Here is a 26,888-nt window from a genome sequence, read left to right as displayed (position 1 = left end):
CAACTGATAAGAGTAGATATATAGCTTTTGTTTTCATTAGTTTTTCTTCTGATTTAAACGTAGTTATTTTGTTTATCAGGATATACAATATTTATTAAAATTGTTTATTATACTAAACAAATATGGAAGCATTAATCGAATTATTCCAACGGAAATTAGCGTACATCAACGCTGGTTTTACGCGTAGCCTAATGGAAGAGATCAACTGGAATGCCAGGTTTATCGGTATAAAAGGAGCTAGGGGGATTGGCAAAACGACGCTGCTGTTGCAGTATATAAAGCTGCATTTATCGGCCAGATTGGATGAAGTACTGTATGTAAGTTTAGATGCTATCTGGTTCAATACAAATTCATTAGTAGATCTAGTGAAAGATTTTGAACAGAAGGGAGGCAAATATATATTCTTAGATGAAGTACATAAGTATAGCGGGTGGGCGCAGGAACTGAAAAATATATATGATAATTATCCTGAATTAAAAATCGTCTTTACAGGTTCTTCCTTGTTGGAGATCTTAAATGAACGTGCAGACCTAAGTAGACGAGCAGTTATTTATAATATGCAGGGGCTCTCCTTCCGGGAATATCTGGGGATAGAGACAGGAATTCGGTTTGAACGGATAACTTTAACCGATTTGTTAGCTCAGCATACAGACAGAGCAAGGGAGGTGAATGAGCAAATTAAACCTTTTCAGCATTTTGATAACTATCTTCGACACGGGTATTACCCCTATTATAAAGAAGAATCGGATCTCTACTTTATGCGCTTAGGAGAAGTTTTGAATATGATGCTGGAGATTGAACTGCCCTTATTACGCCAGATTGACCTAGCCTATGCGGCTAAAATTAAACAGCTGTTAACGGTTATTGCAGAATCAGTACCCTTTATGCCTAACGTGAGTAAATTAAGCGAAAAGATTGCGATTAATAGAAGTACCTTATTATCCTACCTACATTACCTAGATGAAATTGAATATGCAGAAAAGGGCGATTTTGCAGTGGATAATCAATATACCTTTGAAATCGGTGGGAAAGATAAGACAGAAAAGCAAGTCAAAGGGCTGGATAATGCCTATATCGTGTCAGATGATATAACGCACGGTTTCCACCACAAAATCCCGCTATGGTTATTTGGTTTTCTGTACTGATCTGTAGATGTAGATAATATGTAGCGTGCGATAAGTTGCTTGAGTCAGACCGGTTACTTACTTTTACACCGATGAATAGGTTGAATTTTTTTATCGTTTTTTTGTTATCCATAAGCATAATGACTGCACGCGCACAGGAACCTTTTACGTCCTACGGGAATTGCACAGAAAAGACCTATGGTTTTGCCAGTGTGAACGGCGAGGACCACAACATACCGCCTATGTATTGTGACGCTACCGGCTTTTCCGAGGGCCTGGCATCGGTAAAGTTGGACGGGCAATGGGGATATATTGATGTTAACCAGAAAACACGCATTGCCTTTTCATTTGATTATGCAGCACGCTTCAAGTATGGGCACGCAATCGTGCATCGGGGCAAATTCCGCGGCGTAATAGACAAGCAGGGCGACTATGTAGTTCCACCGATATACTTGGATTTACAGATGCTTGAAATCGACGGGAAGCCCTATTATCTGTCGCGCGACAGCACATTTTTCGCGGGGCTAATCGATAGTAAAGGGGAGGAGGTTGTACCGCTCCGGTATACCTACGTCATGCCGCTGACGGGGTATGAACACCTTCCGTTCTATACGGTTTTTCGCGAAATTGACACCGCTCTAGGCAGCTTCTATGAGCAGTTTGAAGATAATCCGTTTTTGTTTTCCCCCGAACAGGGTAGGCACGATCTTTACGACAACCAATTTAATAAGCTGGCCTCCAGACAATCGAGCGACTACAGTGACGGGTTTCCGCACAATAAGCTCCAAAAGATCGACGCATTTCTCCTGGAGGATCGTGATAAGCCTGCGGAAGAGAAAGTGAAGACGGTGGAACGTATACTATCCCTGCCCGACTCAACCCCAACACCAGAGCCAGTCTCTCTATATGGGGAATACGCCTCTAGGAAAAGCAACGAAGTAGACGGGTATTTGGAAGGGCTCGGTTACCGATTTTTTACGGAAAACGGAAAAACCGGGTTAAAAAAAGGAAACGATATCCTGATTCCGGCAGCGCACCGTCAGCTGCGTTTTGTGAACGGGGTTATCCTGTTTCCGCAGCCAGCCGATATGCCTAGGTTGGAAAAGCATTATGGCGGCGTGTACCGAAACAAAGAAAAAGGGATTTTCGATATCTTTGCTGTCCTGTCGGTGGACGATGAACCAACCGAAGGAGCGATGCAATACAGCTTAAGTGGCGATGTTAGTCTCCCGATTGCTCAAACCGTAGATGGGAGCAAAAAGCTGATCTCGACAATCAATTCGCTTGGTTTTCTGTACCTCCACACTACGCAAGATACGGCCGGTTTGGTCGAAAAAAAGTATAGCCTCGTCAACTGGAAGGGTGAGGAGCTGCTGCCGCCGGTTTACCAGAAAATAGAGGTGACAAAAGCCGGACATGTGCTGGTCTCTCAAGAAAAGAAAATCCCGGAGGGTATGGAAGAACATCTGGGGGTGTTTAGCCCCATGGGGGAGGAAATTGTCCCCGTAGGTGTATATTCATCTATCAAGGCATTTTCCGGTTGCGAGCGTGCGCTGTATCTCGTTACCTGGAGCGACCCTTACCCGACAAGGACAGAATGGAAAGAAGGAAACGATTCCAATAAAACCTACGTCATATTGGAAGTGGACGGGAGCACATCCCGGGTCGTCAACACGTTTACGGCAAGCACGGTACACATGACACAGCTGGATGCAGAAACGGGAATGTTGCAATATATAAAACGGGTTAGTGGAGAGTAAGACCGCGGTATCTAAATAAGCATTTTTCTATTACAAAAACCATCTAAAATTTATCTTTAAAACACAAACCTACTGTATTTGCTGGCGAAGGAGAATGCGAATCGGGGAAATCTCAGCCAGGTGGCAGGATTGGACAATGCTTACGTTGCTGCTGACGATATAGAAGTGGGCAGCGGTCGTAAGATACCGCTATGGTTATTTGGTTTTTTGTATTAACGGATTGGCTGTCCAGAAAAGGGAGAGGTTTTTGTTAGTACAATAGATAATGGATGCACTTTATTCTTTGCTATTGCTTTTTAATCTGACAGGTATCAATGCAGCATCGGGCTTGCAATACCATCAGGATCAACTGTATATTGTATCGGACAACAGCCCTTACCTGTACCACTATCATGTACAGGAAGAACGAATGGTTAAGGTGCTTTTGGATAGTACGCAACAAACCGAGATGGTTGCCAAAAAGGAAAAAAAAGATTTCGAGGCGTTGTGTGATGTGGGTGATGCACTGGTAATCGTGGGTTCCGGATCAAAGCCCCAGCGGCAAGAAGCTTTTATTTACGATAAACGGAATCGACATGTACGCCGCGTCTCTTTAGAGTCGATATATCAACGCATGCAGGAGATAGGCAAGGTTGACGAGCAGAACTTCAACATAGAAGGGCTTACGTACGATAATGGAACCTGGTACTTTTTAAACCGTGGCAACGGTGAAAAAAAACAGAACGTCATCTTCACGGTAACCGGTGATTCGAATTTTATTCTCCGCCCCGAAACATTGCGCGCCAACCATATTGAGCTGCCTGATATCCAAAACTATACGACGGGGTTTTCTGACGGCGTAATGGTGGATGGCCGCTTATTTTTTATTGCAACGGCAGAAGACAGCGTCAGTACTTATCACGATGGGGAAAACAAAGGTTCCTATATCAGTTATATAGGCCTCAGAGACTGGACATTAGGGGAAACTCACCAGCTCTCAAGTACTAAAAAGTTGGAGGGGCTCGCTGTGTATGGCCAGTCTGCAGATACGATCACCTTTATTTTATGCGAGGATCCGGACGACGAAAGCAATGATAGGTGCCCGATTTATCGTTACGATTTCGATCTAGGTTCCGCTGAAATCTAATTTGGTTTTATTAAAACATCTGCGGTTGATTAGGCGTGTATGTTATTTCATCCAAATTAAAATTTCGGTAAATTAAATTTGAGGTAAAATGTTGTCCCTTGTTGGGGTTCGCTTTCAGCATATATTTGGCCATTCATTTGCGTGATCATATCGTGGCAAATCGCTAACGCCATACCAGCGCCTCTGTTCCTGCCATTGGTATCTACTTTCTGAATAGTAAATAGTTGTGCCAACTTCTCGGAAGACATACCTTCGCCACTGTCGCTGATGGATATCGTAATCTCATGGTCATTCTTAACAGATTGAACCAAAATGCTGCTTTGGGCAGGGGCATATTTTGTCGCGTTGTGGATTAAATTTCGACAAACGAAAAGCAACATCTGTGGATGTGCGTAGACAATATGGTCAGAGGGTACGGAACTAACTAATTCCACCTGTTTTCGCTGTTGATCGTGAAGGAATAGCCCGTTAGCTTCATGAATTAAATCATATAAGATCACAGAGCTAGGGGTGTGTGCGAAATCTTTTTTTTGGGATTTTATCCAGTGTAGCAGGCCTTCTAGTAACTCAATGCTTTTTGAACTGCTGTCGCGCAATTTTTCCATGAGTGTTTTAATATCTTCTTCAGTAAGCTGTTTTTTTGCGCGAAGCACAACGTCAGCCGTCAATATAATGGCAGAAAGTGGCTGTCGGAGGTCATGGGCAAGTACCGAAAGTAGCATGTCATAAAATTTATTCCAACTTTCTAGTTCTTTTGCTCTACGGATTGTTTTTTCAGCGGCATCTCTTTGCAAATTGGTTAAGATGGATATGTCATGCGCGCAAAGTACAGTGCCGTTTACGGCTCCATTGTCATCAAAAATAGGACTTGCTTGTACACTATAGGTAATTTTGACGCCGTTCTTCCCCAATATGTCGACAATGGTGTTGTGACGCTCACCAGATAAGACTTTCTTCAGTAACATCTTCAATGTGGCGTTGTCCAGTCCTGTGCTTTCATCTATAATATCCAACCAGTGGTCTCCTATTTGAATATCAACGCCTTTTCGAAAACGTACGGCCTGATTTGCTTGTTTGTTAAATGCCGTGATTCTGCCCGCCAGATCGACGGAATATAGAATAGTATCTGTGCTATCAACAAGGTCTTGCATTAGTTTCTGTTGATGAGCAGCATCTCTCTTAATGGTATCGGAAGAAGAAAAATTTGTACTCGATTTATCCATTGGTTTACTAATTTGGTCAAAAAACAATATTTAAATCTACTTAAAAAGTTTTATTACGCCAAATAAGCGTATTACATAAAATAGCTGACAATATCCAAAACATGTCCGATATAGGTTTTTGCTATGATGTCGTTTTTCAGAACTATTCTTATTATTTTTGGGTAGATTACAACAGCATCAAAATGACAGAATTAAAAGGTAAAAAAGCAATTGTTACAGGTGGAGGCCGTGGTTTAGGAAAAGCTGTGGCGCTAGCACTGGCATCTGAGGGAGTTCAGGTGGGTATCACAGGGCAAAATGAGCAGAACCTCCAGTCTACTGTAGAAGAGCTTCGCGGATATGGCGTGCAAGCACACTACGCCGTATTTAATGTAGCAGATAATTTGCAGGTAGAAAAAGGGATAAAGCAACTGGCCGAGGCTTTAGGTGGTGTTCATATTTTAGTAAACAATGCCGGCGTAGGCCAGTTTGGCAAAGTGATGGAGATGACAACGACAGATTTTCAGAAGGTATTTGATATCAACTTTTTTGGTGTTTATCTCGTGGCAAGAGCAGTATATCCTTATCTAAAAGAAGCAGGACAAGGTGATGTTGTCAATGTGGCGTCTACAGCCGGTTTAAAAGGCGGCGCCGGTATGGCTGCGTATGCGGCTTCCAAAGCAGCAGTAATTTCACTTTCGCAGTCGATGATGGCGGAGTGGCGAAAAGATGATATCCGGGTGGTGACCCTCACACCGAGTACGATTGCCACGGATATGAGTATACAAGGTGGTTTAACGGATGGTAACCCGGATAAAGTGTTGCAACCGGAAGATTTTGCGGACTGGGTGGTGGATATTCTTAAAATGAATCGACGTGCGCTGATCGCGAATGGTTCCATTTTTAGTACAAATCCATAAATGAAAAGATATTATTGAATTAAAGCCACCCGGAGCATATGCACGCTTCGGGTGGTTTTGCATCCCTGACATTATCATTGGGTTAGGACAAATTGCATTTGGAAAGAAAATTTGGGCCGGGAGAAAAAATAGTAAAATTATGTGCTATATTTGGTTTTTGGCGTTTCGGTGATCAAAGCAGCCAATAAAGCTAATCGACAATGATAAACGATCAGAATCTATCCGAACATGAGATTCTTCTTCGGCTACAGGCCGGAGATGATGATGCTTTCCGTATACTCTACGAGCGTTATAGTCGGCTTATATATGGTAACATCATGCGCTTTATCAATGATGAGTCTGTAGCAGACGATCTGCTGCAAGATGTCTTCGTAAAGGTATGGGAACATCGGGCCTCCATTGATCCTAGTCTGTCATTTGCCGCTTATTTATTTACCTGTTCAAGAAACACGGCCTTCAATTTCAAAAGAAGACTGAAATTAGAGATTGAATCTGCGATACACTTGGCCTATGAAAGTGCTGAACTTGCAGAGTCCGTAGATAGCATACTCCATAAAAAAGAGGTACAGAAGCTGATAGAAAATGTAATCAGTCAGCTTCCGCTCCAACGGCAACGAATTTTTAGGATGTGTAAATTAGATGGAAAAAGTTATCAGGAGGTCGCTGAGGAACTCCAGATTTCGGTTTCTACGGTCCGCGACCATATCGTAAAAGCTAATAAGTTCATTAAAGATGTATTGATGTACGAAGGAAGCTTTTCTTCCTTACTGCTTCTTTTCTTTTATCTGGGTATTTCTTAAAAAAATAATAGACAGAGCAGACCTTTTTTCACTGGTAGGTGTATTTATATAAAAATAGACTGAAAGTGGACCATAATAAATCTAACATACGAGCGCTGTTACAGCGATACAAGGATGGCAAATGTTCGCGGGAAGAATTAGGACATCTTTACGATGAATTGTCTAATAATAACGACGATGTAGATAAGGCGCTATGGGAAAGTCTGCTGCAGGAAGTGGAGACTGCCAAGCTAAATGATCAAAAATTCGAAGATCTTTATCACAAGATATCTTCTAAAACGATAGCAATTTCTAAGAAGCGGACAGTAAGACGATTGATCCCATTTTGGGCTGCCGCTGCTGTCCTCATCGTTTGCCTATTCGGCCTCTATCTCTATAACGGCACCTTTCAAACCACTCCCGAAACCCAGCGATATACGACACTTGTCGATGTAGCGCCCGGCTCCAATAAGGCTATGCTTAAAACTGCTGATGGAAGTGTTATCGTACTTAACGAGGCACAGGAAGGTATAATTATGGGAGACGAAATTACCTACACTAACGGTTCGGAGGTGGCAGAATCCATAAATAATGATGATAGCGAAGTACGGTATGAGCTTTCCACACCAAATGGCGGCAGCTATCGCGTCACCTTGGATGATGGAAGCATTGTTTGGTTGAACGCTGCCTCTAAATTAGTCTATCCAGCTAAGTTTAGCCAGCATGAAAGAAAGGTGGTAATCGAAGGAGAGGCCTACTTTGAGATCCAAAAAGATGCTAAGCGGCCGTTCAGGGTTACCAGCGGAGATCAGACGGTGGAAGTACTCGGTACGACATTTAACATCAGTGCATATCCCAATGAACGCTCTGTTCGTACGACCTTGGTAGAGGGGAAGGTAAGAGTCGATCTGAAGGACAAGCTATCTTCTTCCGTGTACTTAAGGCCAGGGCAGCAGTCCATTCTTAAAAATGGGGGCAAAATTTCGGTTAGGGAGGGTAACCTAATGGCAGAAGTTGGATGGAAGGAAGGTTTATTTTACTTTGATGAGACGGCGTTGACGGATGCGATGCTACAGATTAGTCGTTGGTACGATATAGAAATTAGGTACGGCGGGAATGTTTCCCAAACCTATTTTTATGGGCAGATCCCGAGAAGTAAGTCCCTTAAAAATGTATTGAATATCCTGGAAGAGGGCAACGTACGCTTCCGGTTAACAAAAGAGAAAACGAAAAATGTATTGACGGTATTATCCGCACAATAAATGGAGACTAATTTTTGATTGTGAACTTAATAAATGATAAACATGAAAAGAAAACCAACTTGACATAGCAAGATTAGAAAAGCAAAAAAGGCAGTGCTGGGGGGCACTACCTAAAATTTCGAATGCTTTTATATGCCGCCAAAAAGACGGCTTGTCGTTAACCATTATAAAAACAATACAAAACTATACAAACATATGATTTTTTATCCATGTGTTAAAGCCTGCTCTTGGACTTTAACTCGCCGAATATTTGTTATGATGAAGTTGGTGATCGTATTTCTATTCATTGCCATGATGCAGGTTCATGCGGAAGGAACTGCGCAGACGATAAACCTTAAAGTAAATAATTCTACGCTTACAGACGCCATGCGAAGCATCCAGAAACAAAGCGGATATGCTTTTTTCTTGAATGGAAAGGCAATAGCGACTGCACGCGTGAGTGCCGAAATTAAAAATGAAACGCTCGATGTCGCCATGAGCAGGCTGCTTGGACCTTTAAACCTCGAGTGGGCCATCAAAGATGAAACAATAATAATTAAACGTCGTTACCCAAAAGCCGGCCTCGAACGATCTACAGCTGCTTCCTTGCAACGCCGTATAACAGGGCGGATAACGAATGGACAAGGTACACCGCTTGTCGGCGCAACGATCACTGTTAAAGGCGGAACGATTACAACGACCTCAGATAGGGAAGGTGCTTATCAAATCGAAGTACCCGGACCAGAGTCCGTTCTAATATTCTCCAGTATCGGATTTACGCCTTCCGAAAAACTAGTCGGGGAAGAATCTATTATCAATATAATTTTGAAGGAAGCCGTTAGCGATCTGGAAGAAGTCATGGTAGTGGGATATGGTGTGCAGAAAAAAGAAACGGCCACGGGTGCGATTGCTTCGATTAAGGGGTCGACAATTGCTTCTTCGCCTGCAACGAATGTGACCAACAATTTGCTAGGGCGTGTGCCTGGGTTGAGCGCAATTTCACCGAGTGGGGAACCCGGTCGGGACGGTGCCAATTTACTGGTCCGTGGATTGAATACCCTTGGCAATAACAGTCCGCTAATTGTCGTAAACGGTGTCCCTAACCGTAGCTTTGAACGCATAAACCCAAATGATATCGAGAGTATTACGGTATTAAAGGACGCTGCGGCCGCTATTTATGGTGCACAGGCCGCTAACGGCGCTATCATCGTCACGACTAAAAGGGGGAATTCGGGTAAGCCAAGAATAAATCTTGACCTCGGAATGGGCATGAACCAGCCTACCCGCATACCGAAAATGGCAGATGCTGTACAATACACGACCTTGCTGAACGAACTGGAATATTATAAAAATCCGAACGGGGGATGGTACCAACGATTCACCGAAGAGGATATCAGGTTATTTGCCGATGGGTCTGATCCATGGGGTCATCCTGACACCGACTGGTTCTCGGAAACGCTGAAACCTTGGTCGGCGCAGCATCAAACAAGTATTACCTTATCGGGTGGGTCAGACAATGTGCAATACTTTATTTCCGCAGGCGAAAAATATCAGGATGCGTATTACAGAAAAAGTTCGTCGGATTATCGCCAATATAACTTTAGATCCAATGTTGATGCAAAGGTGAACCAATATATCGATGTAGCATTTGACGTGGCTGGTCGTTTGGAGGATTATAATTTGCCGACACGGCCCACGGAAGATATCATCTGGTCGATGATTACCAGAGGTAAACCAAATATGGCGGCGTACTGGCCGAACGGGGATCCTGGACCGGATATTGAACGCGGCGACAATCCGGTTGTGATTGTCTCTGACGCGCCGGGTTATGATCGAGTAGATAATTATGTTTTTGAAGGTAACTTTCGGGCAAATATCCGGATACCTTGGGTTGAAGGCCTTACATTGACAGGTAACGCTGCGTATGACCGTTCTTTCCGTTTGCAAAAGGTTTTCAATAAACCGTGGTATTTATATACGTGGGATGGAAACCCGGATCATGTAACAACACGGGGAAAGCGGGGTTTCGATTCTGCACAATTGACGGAGAACTATTCGGGAGGGGACAATTACCTGTTGAATACATTTGCTACTTACGATAAGTCGTTTGATACGGAGCATCATATTAAATTGATGGCCGGCATGGAAACCCGCGGTGGAAGGGGGAAAAACTTTGGGGCTTTTAGAAGGAACTTTATTTCCGATGCCATTGAAGAACTATTTGCGGGGGCAGAAGATCAATTTATGACCAACTGGGGATCGGCATCCCATAATAAATACATGAGCTACTTCGGCCGTGCAAATTACGACTTCAAAAATAAATATCTGCTTGAATTTTTATGGCGGTACGATGGTTCCTACATGTTTCCTAAAGATAAGCGGTTCGGTTTCTTTCCGGGTGTATCTGTGGGTTGGAGAATCTCCGACGAAGACTTCTGGAGTGACAACCTGTCCTTCATCAACGACCTCAAGTTAAGGACATCTTGGGGGCAAACCGGTAACGACCGTATCGCCGAATATCAGTATCTTGCTACATACGGATTCTCCGATCGGAATTATGGTTTTGGTGTTCCGACCATTGACAATAAGCTGCTGGAGGAAATGAAAATCCCCAATCCAAATGTAACTTGGGAAGTGGCAAACCAATTTAATGTTGGATTTGATACGTATCTGTTTGGAAATAAGTTCTTTTTGGAATTTGATTATTTCAACAATCTGCGGTCGCAAATATTGGTGACACGTAACGCGTCTGTACCGGGAAGCACAGGATTGGTTTTGCCGCCAGAAAACATTGGAAAAGTAAGGAACAAAGGATTCGAGTTTCATGTCGGTTATCAGGACACGAAAAGCGATTTCGATTATTCGATAGCTTTTAATGCAAGTTATTCCAAAAATAAGATTGTGTTTTGGGACGAAACGCCTGGGATACCAGATTATCAGCAATCTACAGGACGCCCGATGGGGTCCTCGCTGTATTACGAAGCTATTGGGATATTCAAAGACCAAGCGGAAATCGACGCGCATCCCCACCTCCCCGGCGCGGCTCCAGGCGATATTATATTTAAAGACGTGAATGGCGACCAGGAAATAAACGGATTGGATAGGGTGATGAATACGAAGTCAAGTATGCCAAGATTGCTTGGTGGTGTAACCTTGAATTTCAGCTATAAAAAAGCAATTGATATGAGCATCTTCTTTCAAGGCGCTGCGGGTGGGGTGCAGTATATCGACATGGTGGAATCTGGCGATTGGGGGAACTATTATCAATTTTTTGCAGAAGATCATTGGACACCAGATAACACCGCTGCCACCTATCCCAGAGCGTATAACCGATCGGAACCTTACTGGACGAACTCCGCGAATACATTTTGGTTAAAACCGACGGACTATATCCGTTTGAAAAATATCGAACTGGGATATAGTTTCTCACAAAACTTGACAGAGAGAATCGGCATAGAGAGGTTACGTATTTATGCGAATGCGTTCAACTTATTTACGGTGGATAAATTAAAACATTTTGATCCGGAGGCGGTTAAAACCGGTCGTTCATACCCTGCGCAACGAATTATTAACATGGGGATTGGTTTAACTTTTTAAACGAAAATTAGAATGAAAAAGATACTTATTAAAACGATCATATTTTTTTGTCTTTGCATCCACGTGGCATGTGATAAGGATTTTCTGGACTTAGAACCGCTGGGTGAATATTCGGAAACCAACGTCTGGAAAGATTTGAACTTAGCGGAAACATTTGTAAACAAAATGTATATAAACGTTTTCGGAACACCTTTTGCCGCTTGGCGTCTTTCGGATTATAGCGATGAATCCCATTTTGTGCCGGATTGGGGTACGGGCAATTTTAATAAAGGATTGATTACTTCGGATAATTTGTATACCTGGCCTGCAACATACGCTACAGCTCATTTAAATTGGAATTCCCTGTATGCCAATATCCGGCAGACCAATATTTTTTTCTCAAAAATAGAAGAGATTGCTGCGGATGATCCGGATTTTTCTAACCGGCTGAAGGGTGAAGTATATTTTATGCGTGCGGCCACTTATCATTATTTGACAACGCTTTATGGTGGTGTTCCGATCGTTACCGATGTGTACGGGTTAAATGACGATTTTCTTCTTCCCCGGAATAACTATGAGGAATGTATAGATTTTATTGTTTCGCAGCTTGATAGCGCTGCTTCGTTGTTGCCGGAAAGTTATTCAGCAGATAGAGCCGGGCGGATTACGAAAGGTGGGGCGCTAGGATTCAAAGCTAAAGTATTGGTATACGCTGCAAGCGATCTGCATAATCCCGAGAAAAATGGCGCTATACTCCATGGTTACGCCAATCCCGAATTGTTAGGTTATACGAACGGTTCTGCTACTGATCGCTGGAGGTTGGCAAAGAATGCCGCCAAAGCGGTTATCGATATGCAAATGTATAGTTTATATGCTGCTGATCCTGCCGAAGGGGATTCCATTCCACAAACCATTGCTGAATATTTTCTCATGAAAGAATTGACAACGGAAGATATGATAACGATACACTATACACCTAAAACTTCAACCGGCGGATGGGTAGATCCTGTTATCGCGTCCAATCCAAATGGCTATCACGGAACAGGAAACCAGAACCCTATCGGCGATTTGGTGGACGACTACGAAATGAAAGACGGTTCTAAATTCAACTGGGAAAATCCGGTGCACAAAGCGAATCCTTACGTTGATCGTGATGCGCGGTTTTATGCTACGGTGCTTTACGAAGGGGTACAATGGGCGACTCGACCTTCGGATGCGCTGGTAATGGATCCGTATAGCAAAATTCAGACAGGATATGTTTATGGCACTAATGGTACCTTAATCAAGGCTGGCCTCGATACCAGGAAGGGGCCGATTGAGGATTGGAATGGTAGCTATTCGGGGTATTATCTTCGTAAAGCGGTGGACCCCACTATTTCACCGACGGATGGAAAAAAGCAAGATATACCGTTTCGATACATGCGGTACGCCGAAATATTGTTGATTTATGCAGAGGCGTGTAATGAACTGGGCGAAGACGCGGAAGCAAGGGATTATGTCAATAGGGTGCGTAAGCGTGCAGGACAACCTAATTTATCCGAAACGATTAGCGGAGATGCTTTACGGAAGGCAATCAGACAGGAGCGTCGGATAGAACTTGCTTTTGAGGATCATCGCTTTTGGGATGTCAGAAGATGGCTTATCGGGCCCGAGGCTGCTCATCAAACACACGGGGTAGATATCCGTTATACGGTGAATAGAACACAAGTCGCTTCTTATAGGCAGCCTGATGGATCAACATGGGGCACTCCTGTGTATAATCGTATTCAGATTCCTGGTGATTTGAGAATTTGGGAAAACAAGTTGTATTTCTTTCCCATTATGCGCGATGAAATACTCAAAAACGATTTACTCATACAAAATCCAGGTTATTGATCGGTCAATCAGCCTGTTCTAATAGGTTGTGCGGTATATATAGCCGCACAGCTTTAATTTAAGAAATATGATGAATATAAAATGGAAGTTAGCTCTCCGTATGGGCTGGCTGGTGATGATAGTGTTAAGCTGTTCGTTGGGGATGCGTTCGTTTGGGCAAGGACATACTATTGAACTTTCAAATGGCAATTTTTTAAATATACAAACGTGTAATAACCAAACATTCAGAATAAGAGTTTCACCGACGAACAGTTTTCCCGAAACATTGATGGAACGCTATGGAATTGTAAAGAAAGATTGGGATGGTAAAACAAAAGTAATAGAGCAAGGTTCGGATTACCGGATAACGACAGATCAAAATCTGTTGGAAATCAATGGGAGAGATGGGGAGATTATCCTTCGGTCGCAATCTGGAAAGGAAATCATCACCCGTTTGTCGGTATTGGAAAAGGAGGATAAAACCTATAAAGGGTTGCATGAAACTGTAACGGATTATGAGCGAGCACTAACCAAAAGGGAAATTATCGGAGATACGACAAGCGAAGATCGCATTTCGGAAGCTGTTAAACAAGGAGAAAACCACTTAGAACCGGCTATAGCGCGTCTATCGATTAGACCAGAGGAACGTTTTTATGGTGCTGGCGCGGCCAGTCGTAAAGCTATTCAGCACCGAGGATCACTCCTGCGGATATGGGCAACGTATCAGCAGTCGGATATGGTTTCGCCATTTCTTGTTAGCTCAGGTGGTTGGGGGATTTTCAACAATACCACGTCTCTGAACTATTTTGATGTAGGACATTTTAAAGAAGACCAACTTTACGTGTACAATACGGATGGAACGGTCGATTTTTATTTAATGACGGGGCAATCCTTGGAAAATACGATCGACTTATATACGACGATAACAGGCAAACCATACCTGTTACCCAAATGGGCTTATGGTTTAGCGTTCGGGGGGAATATGATGGAAGATCAGTTTCGAATGTTGGACAACGCAGTACGGTTCCGAGCGGAAAATATTCCGGTTGACGTGTATTGGATCGAACCGCAGTGGATGGCTAAATTTTACGATTACTCAACGGAGAAAGATTGGGATTTATCCAAATTTCCGGCTTATTTTTTTTGGCAGAAGGGCGAAGGCAATCGGTATGAGAACAAGCAGTTGTTTCTATCCAAATTACGCCAACTAGGTTATCATGTAGCGTTATGGTTGTGTATTGATCACGATCTGAGTATTGAAGAGGAAGACCATTTGGCTGCTCAGCAGGGTGGTAAACTGTCGGGCGAAGCACATTGGTTTCCCCATCTGATGAAATTTGTTGACCAGGGGATTGATGGATTTAAGCTCGATCCGGGACGTACACTCGACGAGCACCCCGATAGAGTATATTACAATGGATACACGGATCGAGAAATGCACAATTTAAATCAAGTGCTATTGCCAAAACAGATGTACCGTGTTTTCCGCGAACACAAAAGAGTTCGGTCTTTTCACCACTATTGTGGAGGGTATGCTGGAAGCCAACATTGGGGAGCGTCTACCGCTGGAGACAATGGTGGTGGTCGGGACGCGCTCTATGATCAACTCAACCTGGGGTTGAGCGGATTCCTTAATACTTCCGCGGATGTACTGGACGCGGTAGAAGATGTGAAAGCAGGTTTCCATTTTGGCTTTTTTCTGCCATGGGTACAAATCAATAGTTGGGCAAGTATGCATTATCCATGGTATTTTTCGCCCGAATATAAGGAAACGTTTCGTTTCTATGCACAGTTGCGTAACAGCCTATTGCCGTATATCTATTCGACTGCCATACACGGCAGCCAAACGGGAATGCCCATCCTACGGGCAATGCCTTTGGTATTCCCACGAGATAAGGAGGTGGAAAATATGACGACGCAGTTTATGTTTGGGGAACATCTATTGGTCGGTGCTTTTACGGATTCAGTCTATTTGCCTGCAGGTAAATGGGTGAATTACTGGTCGGGCGAAAAGGTAAAGGGTGGGCAGACCGTCTCGCCGAGGATTCCTGCACATACCGGTGGTCAGCTTTTTGTGAAGGCTGGTGCCATTATTCCGTTTCAAAAGCCGATGCAATATGTTGATCAAAATCCGTTAGACACGCTTATCTTAAAGGTATACCCCGAAGGGAAAAGCTCCTATATATTATTGGAAGATGACGGTAAATCGTTTGATTTTGAGCAAGGTGCAATTTCGAAAGCACATTTTGAATGTCATGAAAAACGAAATGAGATCGAATTCACGATAGCTCCAACCGCTGGTGCTTATAAAGGCATGCTGGATAGGCGAGCGTATGAGATTGTGTTTAATATAGATCGTAAACCGAATCGGATAGAATTAAATGGTCTGACCATCCAGACGTGGGAAATGAAGGACGGTGTATTACACGTCTTGATTCCCCAATCCGATATTCGCAAGCATCAGTTGTTAAAAATTTCAATGGAAGATTAGTTTATGAAATATGTTATAATGTTATTATTGACGGCTGTCTGGAGCGGTGATGCACTATGCCAATCAATGGAAAACGATTGGAATAAAATGAATCGGTCAAAAGAACATGCATTACGGGAATTCCAGCAGCAAAAATTCGGTTTGTTCATCCATTGGGGGTTATATGCTATTCCTGGCGGGGTATGGAAGGGGAAAACAATGGAAGAAATGGGGATTCCGAGTGTAGCTGAATGGATTCAGTTAGTTGCAAAGATCCCACGAAAGGAATATGCGGATTTAGCTGCTTCATTTAATCCTGTCGATTTCGATGCGGACCATATTGTTACCATGGCCAAGGAAGCTGGAATGAAATATATCGTCATTACGAGTAAACACCACGACGGTTTCGCGCTATTCGACTCGAAAGTCAGCGATTTCGATATGATGGATGCCACACCGTTTAAGCGGGATATTGTGCGGGAGTTGTATGATGCCTGTCAACGGCATCAGTTGGAGTTCGGGGTGTATTATTCCCATAATATTGATTGGGCAGATGGGGCTGACGCGCAATACGCGACGACAAAAGCCGCCAACGATCGGATGGGGAAAGATACGGATAGCTTCGGCGCAAATTTATGGGATCCGAGTCCCAATACCTTTTCTTCATATCTAAAAAATAAGGCCATCCCGCAGGTAAAAGAACTACTGGAGCAATATCCGGATATCCGCTACATTTGGTTTGACATGCCGGGTTTAATGACTCGGGAGCAAAGCTATACCTTTTATAAGACAGTTTATGATATCAATCCAAGTGTCCTTGTCGCTGAACGTATCGGCAATAATATGGGAGATTATGCGATTCCCGGAGACAACCGTATCCCAACCGCTGAAGATCAATTTGATAAGCCTTGGGAAGCGATCGGTACGTTTAACCATTCCTGGGGATACAAGGCATACGACCAAGATTGGAAAAGTGTCGATGAGTTGCTTTACTGGCTTGTCGAAATCGTAAGTAAAGGAGGCAACTATATGTTGAATATCGGTCCGGATGCACAAGGAAATGTAGCGCCAACGGTTAGGAACAACCTACAAAAACTCGGTAGTTGGATGACGGTAAACAAGGAAGCAATTTACGGATCTAAACCGTGGAAAGTGCAACGCGAGGGCCCGACGACCGTGTATATAACAGATACCGAACAACGCGAGAAGGAAGGGTTTAAAGCAGCGTTCACGTCCCAAGATTTTTGGTTTACAGAACGGGAGAAGTATCTGTATGTGGTATCGCTCGAATTGCCTGAAAGTGGGGTAGCCGTTGTAAAAAGCTTGGCCAAGGGACAAATCGGTGTGAAACAAGTGGAGATACTGGGGATAGGCAAAGTCGCTTTTAGCCAAACAGAAGAAGGTCTTTTGGTAAAACTACCAAAAGCAGTTCGGAAACTGCCAAAAGGATATACTTTGAAAATAACACCGAGCTCGCCATGAATCGTATCTGTATTGTCTTCCTTGTATGTTTAGGCTTTGCTGTAGAGGGGCGTGGTCAGGACCACCCCTTGGGAACTCCGTTTCCTATACGGGATGCCAAAAAGATATTATTTTTAGGAAATAGCATAACGTATGCGGGGCAGTATGTAGCCCTGTTTGAAAGTTTTTTGATAACGGCTTTTCCAGCCTCAGAGATTGAAACCATTAATCTGGGATTGCCGAGCGAAACCGTTTCGGGTCTTAGTGAAGATGGTCATGCGGAGGGAGCATTTGTGCGGCCGTGGCTGTTTAGCAGGCTTGATAATGTCACCAAACGGATAAAGCCGGATGTTGTCTTTGCGTGCTATGGTATGAATGACGGCATCTATCAACCGTTTAGCGAGTCGAATTTTCAGCGATACAAAGAAGGGATGATCGGTTTGTATACGAAGCTTAAAGCGGCAGAGGTTAAACGGATTGTTTTTATTACACCAAGTGTCCATGAAGATCCTATACGGGGTCTTAAAGGCTATAACCTCGTGCTTAATCGGTATGCACAATGGCTTCTCGACCAACGAAGGGAAAGAAACTGGGAAGTCATAGATATACACTTTCCTATGCAAGACTACCTAATGGAAAAAAAGAAACGTGAACCTAATTTTAAATTAGCAGAGGATGGTATTCATCCTGGTTTGGAAGGTCACCGCCTAATAGCCGAATGTATCATTCCTTATTTTGATGACACCTTTGCCACAAAAGACTTTCTAGCTGCGTGTCTGGACAACACGTCTTATTATGCGCATCTTTATAAATTATTGGAAGAGCGACAGGAAATAGTAAAAAATGCGTGGCTAACATATACGGGGCATGAACGGCCAGGGCTACCTGTGGGAAAGCCGCTTGATAAAGCAAAAAAAGAAAGTATGCGCATTCAGAATAAAATACAAAAATTACAGAAAACATTATTATAAACGCAGTAACTATGAAATATCAGATCATCATTTATCTATTTCTTTTATTATCCGTTAACGATTTAACTGCTCAAAGTAAATCCGAACCTTTTGAGGGTGTTCCGGGATGGTTGGAAACACAGGAAAAGCGTCTCGCTTGGTTTCAAGAAGCCCGCTTCGGTGTTTTTATCCATTGGGGACTATATAGTGCTGCCGGCGGTGTTTTTAAAGGTGAAACATACCCGCAGCATTATGCGGAATGGATACAGACTTGGGGTAAGATTCCCAGTAAACAATATACAGAACATTTGAAACCTAAATTTACGCTACAGGACTTTGACCCCAAGCAATGGGCAAGGTTGGTCAGGAAGTCGGGAGCGAAATATATGGTTCTGACCTCGCGACATCACGAAGGGTTTAGTTTATTTAACAGTGATCAACCTTTTGCATTGCACAATGAGGTAACGGGGACAGCAAATCTGTCGCCTGATGGAAGAGATCTATACCGAGAAATTATGGAGGCATTTCAACAGGAAGGGCTAAAAACGGGAGCGTACTACTCGTTACTGGATTGGCAGCATCCGGATTCGTATGAAGCGTTCCAGTTAAATCCAAATCCTACAGGACATGTTCCCGACCATGAACGATATAAGGATTATATGTACGGTCAGATCAAAGAATTGGCTAACAATTACGATGCACTGGATGTACTGTGGGCTGACTTTAGTAGTAAGGAACACGAAGGTGAAAGCTGGGGGACGAAACGGATCTTGACGGATCTTATTAAATGGCAACCGAATATATTGATCAACAATCGGTTTTGGAATGGGTTAGAGAACAAGAACGGTGATATAGGAACACCTGAGAAATACGTGCCGCCAACGGGTATCAGCGGAACGAATTGGGAAGTAAATCATACGATGAACGAAAGTTATGGTTATAGTGCGCATGACCAAAACTGGAAAAGCTTCCCACAGATTATGCGCCTATTGGTGGAAACCGTTAGCAAGGGAGGAAATTTTCTTTTAAATGTGGGGCCTGACGGTAACGGCAAAATTCCAGATCAAGCGGTGGAAATATTGGAGCGGGTAGGAAAGTGGATGTCCGTAAACGGCGAATCTATTTATGGAACGCAGGCGAGTCCCTTTCGAAAATTGGATTGGGGCTATTGTACTATAAAAGGGGACAAGCTTTACTTACATGTATTTGATATTCCGCAAGGTAATGTTATCAATGTACCGTTAAAAAATGCCGTGAAGAGCCTTTATGAGATGGATTCGAAAGATGGTTCGATGGATGTGGTTCCGCAGGAAATGGGTTTAGGAATTTCTGTCCCTACGTTTTCGCTGGAGGACGGACCAAAGGTGTTGGTGATGGAGGTGGAGGGTGCCCTCGAAGTGGAAGAGAGTGTTGCCCAAGCATTATCGGATGGCAGGATTGTCTTATCTGCCGATAATGCGGACATCCATACGACACATGGGATGAAAATAAGTGGTGCGAGGCATGATTTTAAACGTCCGAATGCCCTTGCGGGATGGACGCATACCGATGATAAAGTATCTTGGAGGGTAAAGATACAACGGCCTGGGCGATACGACGTATTGATTCAGCATTTGCCATTATCAACAACGGGCGGAACAGTGGTTTTCCATACGGACGCCGGTAAGGTGACGTATAGCTTTGAGGGGAAGGAAGGAAAATCCTTTGAAGAAGTAAAAATGGGCACGATCGAAATACCACAAAAAGCAATAGGGGAACCATTCATCTCGTTTGTACTCGAAGCGACCACAATCGATGGCAATGGTTTGCCTGAAATTAGCGCCGTAAGCCTTGTGCCAACAGAAAATTAATGTAATATCAAAAAAATGAAAAGAAGAGATTTTATTGATATAGGTTTGAAGTCCGCGGTTGCTTTTACCATCGTTCCGCGGCGTGTCTTGGGCGGGAATGGATTCCTGGCACCAAGTGACAAAATTCAAATGGGCTTTATCGGCGTCGGTAAACAGAGTCTAAATTTGCTGCACGGATTGAACGGCTGTCCGGAAGTGATTATTCAAGCCGCTTGCGACGTGGATGACAAGAAATTAGATTATTTCGCCAAAGCGGCTACAACTGCTCAAAGTACGGTGGGAAAATCGAACTCCTCTATCGGCAAATATCGACATTTTCGAGAACTGCTGGAATTGACCTCGGTGGATGCTGTCGTTATCGCTACACCGGATCATTGGCATGCGCAGATCGCTGTAGACGCAGCGAAAGCAAAGAAAGATATTTATTGTGAAAAGCCATTAGCCCTGACCATAGCAGAAGGAAGAGCCACGGTGAACGCGGCCAGAAAATACGAGGTTGTTTTTCAAACGGGGAGCATGCAACGTTCGTCGTTCAACTTTAGACACGCGGCGGAATTGGTATATAACGGCTATATAGGGGATGTGAAAGAAATCAACGTGTCGGTAGGGGAACCGGTAAGACAGTGTGATCTGCCTTCCTTTCCTATACCGGATTACTTAGATTGGGATATGTGGATCGGCCCCTCTTTGTACCGCGGTTATCATCCCATTTTATCACCGCCGATCGAAGATGATAAATGGGCGTGGTGGCGAGGATATCGAGACTTTGGGGGAGGGTATATTACAGATTGGGGCGCACATATGTTTGACATTATTCAATGGGCTTTAGGCATGGATAATAGTGGGCCTGTCCAATTTATCCCGCCGAAGGTTCCACAGGCAGAAAAGGGGTTAACATATATTTATGAGCAGGGCACACGTGTCAATCATGTTGATTGGGGAGAACCTAATGCTATCCAGTTTATAGGGACCGACGGCATCATAGAGGTAAGTAGGTCGTTCTTGAAAACAAATCCGACGACACTTGCTACACATAACCTAACGGCTAACGATAAGCGTCTGTATTATAGTGATAATCACTATCAGGATTGGGTGAAAGCTATTCAATGCCGTTCGAAGCCAATTTGTGACGTGGAGATCGGACAGCGTACGTCGACAGTTTGTAACGCAGTTAATATTGCTTATGAGTTACAAAGGAAATTGCGATGGGATCCAGTAAAAGAGGAATTTGACGATCCGTTTGCCAATATGATGCGAAGTCGACCTTATCGAGGGGATTGGAGTTTATAGTCAGGATATGTATTTGTTTATGTTTACCGCCTTTTCTGGCTCTTTATCGCCCTTATTGATTGTTCGTCGAAATTGACGAAAATATTTGTCGGCAATCGCCGATACTTGCATAAAAAAGCCCATGAATTCGCTTACGTTAACAGTTTATCGATTTGCAATCATGTTGCCGCTCTTGCTGGCGGCATCCTGCAATAAGGACGCACCATTGACAGAGGAACCCGACCCTGTTTTCGGCGAGCCGGTAGTTAAACCCAAGGGACAGCCTGTGGGCGATGCCGTTTCGGCAATGATCGGCCCCGATGGCGGCGTCCTGTTGTATGGGGATGTGATACGAATGGAAATCCCGCCCGGCGCCGTGGACGAACTGACGACGTTCAGCATCCAGCCCATCGGCAATACATTGGACGAGACATCGGCTAATCCTGCATTCCGGCTGACGCCCGAGGGTATCCGCTTTAATAAACCTGTTGAGCTCTCGTTTTTGTATGATCCGGACGCCGAAGGTAATCCAGCGACGCGCATGGTAGCCTTCCAGCGGCGCGACGGGGCATGGTGCGGTAGTTCTACGGAACTGAATGTTTCGCAACGTCGACTAACGGTTGAAACGACACATTTCAGCGACTGGGTGTGGTTTGACCTCCTGTCGCTGCGGAAAGATAAAGAATCGGTAGGTGCTGGTGAAACGGTCAATCTGAAGTTGCTGGAGCAGGTACTTGCCGAACTCATGCCGACAAGCCACATCGATAGTGTTCCTTTAGCGGCAATGGACGATATCGGCTTTTCTAAGGATTTGACGGTGAGCGGTTGGAAGATTATCTCCGGACCGGGATCGCTATCGCCCAAAATCAACACGAATATGGTACCCGGTGACGCGGTTTACACCGCCCCGACCACGATCGAGAGAGCTACGGATGTGGAAATACAGGTCGAAGTGGAGAGCAAGAACGGTTACATCAGCGACCGAGGCGCTCCCGGCGGTCGGCGAAAGCTTGGAAAGCTTATTTTATTGACGACCATCCGGCTTGTACCCGAAAATCTTGTTCAACTCATCGTGAATGGCGTGGAGCAGGATCTATCCAAAACTGGAAACGATGCTAAACTTGTCAATGGTAGTGTATACATACGGTTAGGCGGAGACGAGTCTCCGATTACCCTGACCCTCCAGTGTTTTGGTACTGGCCCCGGCACCTACCCTGGTGGCACCGACAGCGGCGAGGCCGTGCTGTACTATACAACATATCGTGGAGGGCAAAGGCGTAATGCTGTTAGTTTCTACCGTACGTGTGAGAATGACCATATATTTAACGGAACAGCTACGCTGACGGATGTTGGCCAGTACATAGAAGGTTCGTTTTCGGGCCTAATCTTTCCAATGGATGTACAAAACTGCGAGGTTCCCCCGTCAACTACTGTGGTGTTGAATTTTAAAATTAGCAACGGCTCGCCGTCCATATAGAAAATACGCAGCGACTACAGTATTAATGATTTGATCTGATGCATATAACGTTTTCCTACCCCGATTTTCTGCCCATCGTCCATCATAAGATAGAGCCTGCCGATATCCCGATGACAAGCGTGGATGTATTCCAGATTGACGATAAACGAACGGTGCACACGCATAAAGCGGGATGGATCGAGTTTTTGTTCGATACAGCCGATACCTGATGAACTTATAAACTCACCCTTGTCTACATAAACTACGGTATAGTCGCCTGCAGCTTTCAGGTATCGGATATCCTGTACGGCGATGCGTCGTAGCCGTTTACCTTCTTCAACGAAAAGATGCGTAATTAATATCATATTCATCGGATACAAAAGTAACCGAACCGTTATGCCTATTCCATCGAATTATTGCGGGGAAAATAGTTTTAGGTAGTAGTACGTTATTTTGTTGTGAAATAAAAAGTGCTACGCGTTTAGATCGAAACATTAAAATCAGCCGCCGTCGGTTCTGATCTTTCAGTTTCGACCAATGCAAGACCGTTGTCATGCAACTGGAAATGATCCTTAACGTCCCAGGTCCAGGTTTTCCCCTGTCGGGTGTTGATACTGACAACCGTATAAGTTACTATAATTTCGTTGTCGTCGACCGCTACGTCAATCTTGTCGAACGTTTCTTGTATAGTCGAACCATCGGGGATCGTAGGGCAGCTTTCTAGTTTTTGCAATGTGGTGCTGTCGCCGCGGAACCAGTGACGCAGGAAGCCTAGGTGGGTGTCGGAGCATTGGTAGCCCAGATCCAATGCAGTAAGTATTTTACATTTTAGGTTGCTGCGGTCAGGAGCTGCCTTGCCGTCCCAAGCACATTCATTTCCAATAAAAGTTGCCACATAGCCTAGTGCGGCCTTTTCCGGATCGGATATACTGGCTACATAGGCGTCGTCCAGCACGATGGTACTGACGGTTACATCATATCCATCCATGGCCCGGTCTTCGCGCCAAAGGAATTTGACTGCTTGGGGCTGCAGTTTGTATGGCTTCGCCACGGATGCGGTGGTATCCATGCTTTCTGGCCGGGAAGAGTCTGCCTGTGTAACCTGCGTATCACTTTTGCTCGGCGTTTGACAAGCCTGTAGTGCAACGAGTAGGAGCGTACAATAGGTAAACCAGCGTAGGGTGAAAAGGTGAGTAGTGTGCATCGATCTGTCCATATGCTTAGCAAGCTAAGATAATTTCTTCAATTGTCAAACAAAAATAAGCTTTACATGTACTTGTACGTACTGTAATGTCGTCAAAAACGTGTTATAATGGCTTTGCAAGCTTAATACCTTTTTATTTTCAAACACCCAAAGCGTTCGCTTCGGGTGTTTACTAGGTTAGGAACCCTGCGGAACTTTCCCATATCCCATGAGCGGATCGGTCATGCTGGATTTACCGGTTTCCAGATGCCCTGCATAGCGATAGACCTGCCTTTCGTCGTCTAGCGAACGTATCTCCAGATCATACCATCCATGGCTTTTACGGAGATCAATCTCTACAACGCGCCGTTGGGCTGTATTTTTGATCAGTGTGCCCTGCCCGTAAGAGAGATCACGGATGGTATGTGGACCGTCAGACTGACGCATATCGATGGATAACATTTGCTTATCCTGTTTCTGACGGACGATTCCCATGTTGGTAACTGCAGGTGTGATAGGGCCTTGGAATGATCGATAAAAGCCATTCGGACCATGGATATCTACCCGATACCTGTGGTCCCGGAAATGGTTTAGTTTCCAGCTATAGGTCAGCGGCTCTTGGCTACACACCGCAAAATTCCAGACACCCCGATTGCGCGACCCATCCTTGTAGCTGTCGTACGTGAGGGCGATAAACGGAACGCCGATGGCTTTGTGAGCTCGAAGCTGTCCGCCGACGGAAAACTGTACGACAAGTTCGCCTGCACGCTCATCGACGTGCGCATTGACTTCGACGTCATACGGGAGCGCGCAAGCTGGTTTTGTGCCTTCTTCTTGTAGGGGAAGTAGCGATTGGTTGGCATCCCCGCGGCGCCATGATTGAATCTGCTCGGCATCTAACGGCCGGAAGTTATTCGGAACTGTCTTTTCTCTGGCAGAATAAATACGTTGCACATAGGCATTCCGGTTTACAGGTGTAAGGGCAACGTCGGATTGTTTTTGAATGGGACGAAAAACCGATGTTAAATCGCCACAGATGAGTCGGCGCCAAGGGCTGATATTGGATTCGGTGATTTTTTTGCTGAATTTTTTCTCTAGAAAATGCTCCAAAAACTGGAGATTGGATGTATGGTCGAATACCTCTGAATTGACCCATCCACCCTTGGTCCAAGGGGAGGCGACGACCAGTGGTACGCGGAACCCCAAGCCAATGGGGCTGTCGAGTTCGGCGGTAACGTATTCGGCAGCAGTATCCATCCCTTGCGGTGTCTTGCCGCTATTCGGACGGGCGGTGTGCGGCGGAACAAAAGGTGGCACGTGGTCGAAATAGCCATCATTTTCATCGTACGTCAGTATAAATATGGTTTTCTTCCAGACGTCTGGATTGGCTGTCAGGATATCTAGTGCTTCTGAAACGTACCAGGCGCCATACCATGGCGATCCGGGATGGTCGGAAAAACGGCAGGGTGCGACGAGCCAGGATACGGTAGGTAAATTTCCGTTCTTTACGTCTTCGCGAAACTGATGGAATATATCGCCCTGGGGGACACGTACATTTTTTTCACCTGTATGATCTTGGTAATGGATGGTTTCGAGCCGGTGATAGTTTGGGTCGGCTGTGTTCGTAACGAATGCGCGCTTATGTATATCCTGGGCCACCGGATCGAGCTTTTCAAAATTTTCGGGAGTGTAATAAGCCATGTCTTTTTCGAGTTGGGACAAACGTTTCTGGACCTTTTGCTGCTCGTCGTCGGTGATGTTATCGTTCAATGTTTCTCGCAGACGATGGGCTTCTTGAGCCATATAATGTTGATGGGGCGGGTGAAAGCGCACATTGTACTGGGCATGGAATTCTAAATTATTGTCTGTGAAATTGGCAAGCCAATCTTCCTCCTCAGGGGTGAGCCCGACGGGAAGGCTCAATTCGTTCTGATACACTTTCCAGTCGATTCCGGCTTTCTGCAATCGTTCGGGGTAGGTGGTCCACCGTACATCTTGATAATTGATCTGCCCGTTATCGACGTGGGCAGTCGACTCGGGATTATGGGGTTCTTCGCGTATGGTACCCGCCCAGAAATAAGATCGGTTCGCGCTGGTACCGGTGAGGGAGGAACAGAAATGTTGGTCACATACAGTGAAGGCATCGGCAAAGGCATAATAGAACGGTATGTCTTGTCGAGCGTAATAGCCCATCGTTAAGGGCATGTGCTGATAGTCTGGATTACCGGCTTTTTTTGCCTCTAACCAGGTATCCATCTTTCCGTCGTTTCTGGCGCCGACCATGTCACGCCATCCATGCGGGAGGGAACCCATCCAGGTGGCTTTGGTATTTTCGATATCCAGACGAAACGGTGGGAAGGTCTCCTCCTTGGCATTGGTTTGTAACCATACCGGTAAGCCGTTGTCAAGCTGGAGAGCACGCGGATCGTTAAACCCGCGTACACCCTTTAATGTGCCATAACAATGATCGAAAGACCTATTTTCCTGCATCAGGAAGACGATGTGTTCCGCATCCAGATAAGTGCTCCCTTCCGGGGCTTCGATAGCCAGTGCGCGCTGTATAGAGCTGGGCATTGCGTGATAGGCGGCGGTTGCTCCCGCCAATAGAGCCGCTTTTTTTATGAATGTTCTTCTGTTATCCATCATCGTGTTAAATTACTGTTATTT

General features: G+C 44.7%; 19 protein-coding genes. 15 read left to right on the top strand and 4 right to left on the bottom strand.

What is annotated here, in order from left to right; genetic code table 11:
* Nucleotides 1-122 precede the first annotated feature (122 nt).
* The 4 genes from FXV77_RS09270 (at nt 123) to FXV77_RS09260 (ending at nt 4,010) form a co-directional block, all read left to right on the top strand.
* On the top strand, nt 123-1,145 hold the full coding sequence (locus FXV77_RS09270; protein WP_148918931.1) for an ATP-binding protein: 1,023 nt from the start codon (nt 123-125) through the stop codon (nt 1,143-1,145).
* A 119-nt stretch (nt 1,146-1,264) separates the two neighbouring features.
* Nucleotides 1,265-2,884, top strand: a complete 1,620-nt coding sequence (locus FXV77_RS09265) for a WG repeat-containing protein (protein ID WP_187444076.1) — start codon at nt 1,265-1,267, stop codon at nt 2,882-2,884.
* Nucleotides 2,885-2,962: 78 nt separating this feature from the next.
* Nucleotides 2,963-3,100, top strand: a complete 138-nt coding sequence (locus FXV77_RS22080) for a hypothetical protein (RefSeq protein WP_187444075.1) — start codon at nt 2,963-2,965, stop codon at nt 3,098-3,100.
* A 49-nt stretch (nt 3,101-3,149) separates the two neighbouring features.
* Nucleotides 3,150-4,010 carry a DUF6929 family protein gene (locus FXV77_RS09260; protein ID WP_148918929.1) on the top strand — a complete coding sequence of 287 codons (861 nt, stop codon included), beginning with the start codon at nt 3,150-3,152 and terminating at the stop codon, nt 4,008-4,010.
* A 56-nt stretch (nt 4,011-4,066) separates the two neighbouring features.
* Here FXV77_RS09260 and FXV77_RS09255 read toward each other — a convergent pair whose 3' ends face one another.
* Nucleotides 4,067-5,233, bottom strand: a complete 1,167-nt coding sequence (locus tag FXV77_RS09255; protein WP_148918928.1) for a PAS domain-containing sensor histidine kinase — start codon at nt 5,231-5,233, stop codon at nt 4,067-4,069.
* Nucleotides 5,234-5,334: 101 nt separating this feature from the next.
* Here FXV77_RS09255 and FXV77_RS09250 point away from each other — a divergent pair, with 101 nt between their 5' ends.
* The 11 genes from FXV77_RS09250 to FXV77_RS09200 all read left to right on the top strand — a co-directional run bounded on the left by FXV77_RS09250 (nt 5,335) and on the right by FXV77_RS09200 (nt 23,059).
* A complete protein-coding gene (locus FXV77_RS09250) occupies nt 5,335-6,132 on the top strand; it encodes a 3-ketoacyl-ACP reductase (RefSeq protein ID WP_246162381.1) in 798 nt (265 codons plus the stop codon).
* 200 nt (nt 6,133-6,332) lie between these two features.
* A complete protein-coding gene (locus FXV77_RS09245; RefSeq protein ID WP_148918927.1) occupies nt 6,333-6,932 on the top strand; it encodes an RNA polymerase sigma factor in 600 nt (199 codons plus the stop codon).
* A gap of 65 nt (nt 6,933-6,997) precedes the next feature.
* Nucleotides 6,998-8,173 carry a FecR family protein gene (locus tag FXV77_RS09240; RefSeq protein WP_148918926.1) on the top strand — a complete coding sequence of 392 codons (1,176 nt, stop codon included), beginning with the start codon at nt 6,998-7,000 and terminating at the stop codon, nt 8,171-8,173.
* A gap of 255 nt (nt 8,174-8,428) precedes the next feature.
* Nucleotides 8,429-11,749 carry a SusC/RagA family TonB-linked outer membrane protein gene (locus FXV77_RS09235; protein WP_222867754.1) on the top strand — a complete coding sequence of 1,107 codons (3,321 nt, stop codon included), beginning with the start codon at nt 8,429-8,431 and terminating at the stop codon, nt 11,747-11,749.
* Between the two features lie 12 nt (nt 11,750-11,761).
* Nucleotides 11,762-13,603: a RagB/SusD family nutrient uptake outer membrane protein gene (locus FXV77_RS09230; protein WP_148918925.1), complete on the top strand. Its 1,842-nt coding sequence runs from the start codon at nt 11,762-11,764 to the stop codon at nt 13,601-13,603.
* A gap of 67 nt (nt 13,604-13,670) precedes the next feature.
* Nucleotides 13,671-16,073, top strand: a complete 2,403-nt coding sequence (locus FXV77_RS09225) for a glycoside hydrolase family 31 protein (protein WP_148918924.1) — start codon at nt 13,671-13,673, stop codon at nt 16,071-16,073.
* Nucleotides 16,074-16,076: 3 nt separating this feature from the next.
* Entirely contained in the window at nt 16,077-17,534 is a 1,458-nt protein-coding gene (locus FXV77_RS09220; protein ID WP_148918923.1) for an alpha-L-fucosidase, read from the top strand.
* On the top strand, nt 17,531-18,484 hold the full coding sequence (locus tag FXV77_RS09215) for an SGNH/GDSL hydrolase family protein (protein ID WP_148918922.1): 954 nt from the start codon (nt 17,531-17,533) through the stop codon (nt 18,482-18,484). Before FXV77_RS09220 ends, FXV77_RS09215 begins: the two co-directional genes overlap by 4 nt.
* A gap of 11 nt (nt 18,485-18,495) precedes the next feature.
* Entirely contained in the window at nt 18,496-20,313 is a 1,818-nt protein-coding gene (locus FXV77_RS09210; protein WP_148918921.1) for an alpha-L-fucosidase, read from the top strand.
* A 15-nt stretch (nt 20,314-20,328) separates the two neighbouring features.
* On the top strand, nt 20,329-21,603 hold the full coding sequence (locus tag FXV77_RS09205; RefSeq protein ID WP_148918920.1) for a Gfo/Idh/MocA family protein: 1,275 nt from the start codon (nt 20,329-20,331) through the stop codon (nt 21,601-21,603).
* 121 nt (nt 21,604-21,724) lie between these two features.
* Complete coding sequence (locus tag FXV77_RS09200; protein WP_148918919.1) at nt 21,725-23,059, top strand: hypothetical protein; 1,335 nt, start codon at nt 21,725-21,727, stop codon at nt 23,057-23,059.
* A gap of 14 nt (nt 23,060-23,073) precedes the next feature.
* Here FXV77_RS09200 and FXV77_RS09195 read toward each other — a convergent pair whose 3' ends face one another.
* The 3 genes from FXV77_RS09195 to FXV77_RS09185 form a co-directional block, all read right to left on the bottom strand.
* Nucleotides 23,074-23,409, bottom strand: a complete 336-nt coding sequence (locus FXV77_RS09195; protein WP_148918918.1) for a LytR/AlgR family response regulator transcription factor — start codon at nt 23,407-23,409, stop codon at nt 23,074-23,076.
* A gap of 110 nt (nt 23,410-23,519) precedes the next feature.
* Nucleotides 23,520-24,254, bottom strand: coding sequence for a hypothetical protein (locus tag FXV77_RS09190; RefSeq protein WP_148918917.1), 735 nt, complete (start codon nt 24,252-24,254; stop codon nt 23,520-23,522).
* A gap of 165 nt (nt 24,255-24,419) precedes the next feature.
* Nucleotides 24,420-26,867 (bottom strand): phosphocholine-specific phospholipase C, encoded by a 2,448-nt coding sequence (locus tag FXV77_RS09185; protein ID WP_148918916.1) that lies wholly within the window; start codon nt 26,865-26,867, stop codon nt 24,420-24,422.
* Between the last annotated feature and the right edge of the window lie 21 nt (nt 26,868-26,888).

This window comes from Sphingobacterium phlebotomi (assembly GCF_008180195.1).
Taxonomy (GTDB): Bacteria; Bacteroidota; Bacteroidia; order Sphingobacteriales; family Sphingobacteriaceae; genus Sphingobacterium; species Sphingobacterium phlebotomi.
Note: the sequence above shows the minus strand (reverse complement) of the source record. Positions and strands in the feature narration are given on the sequence as shown.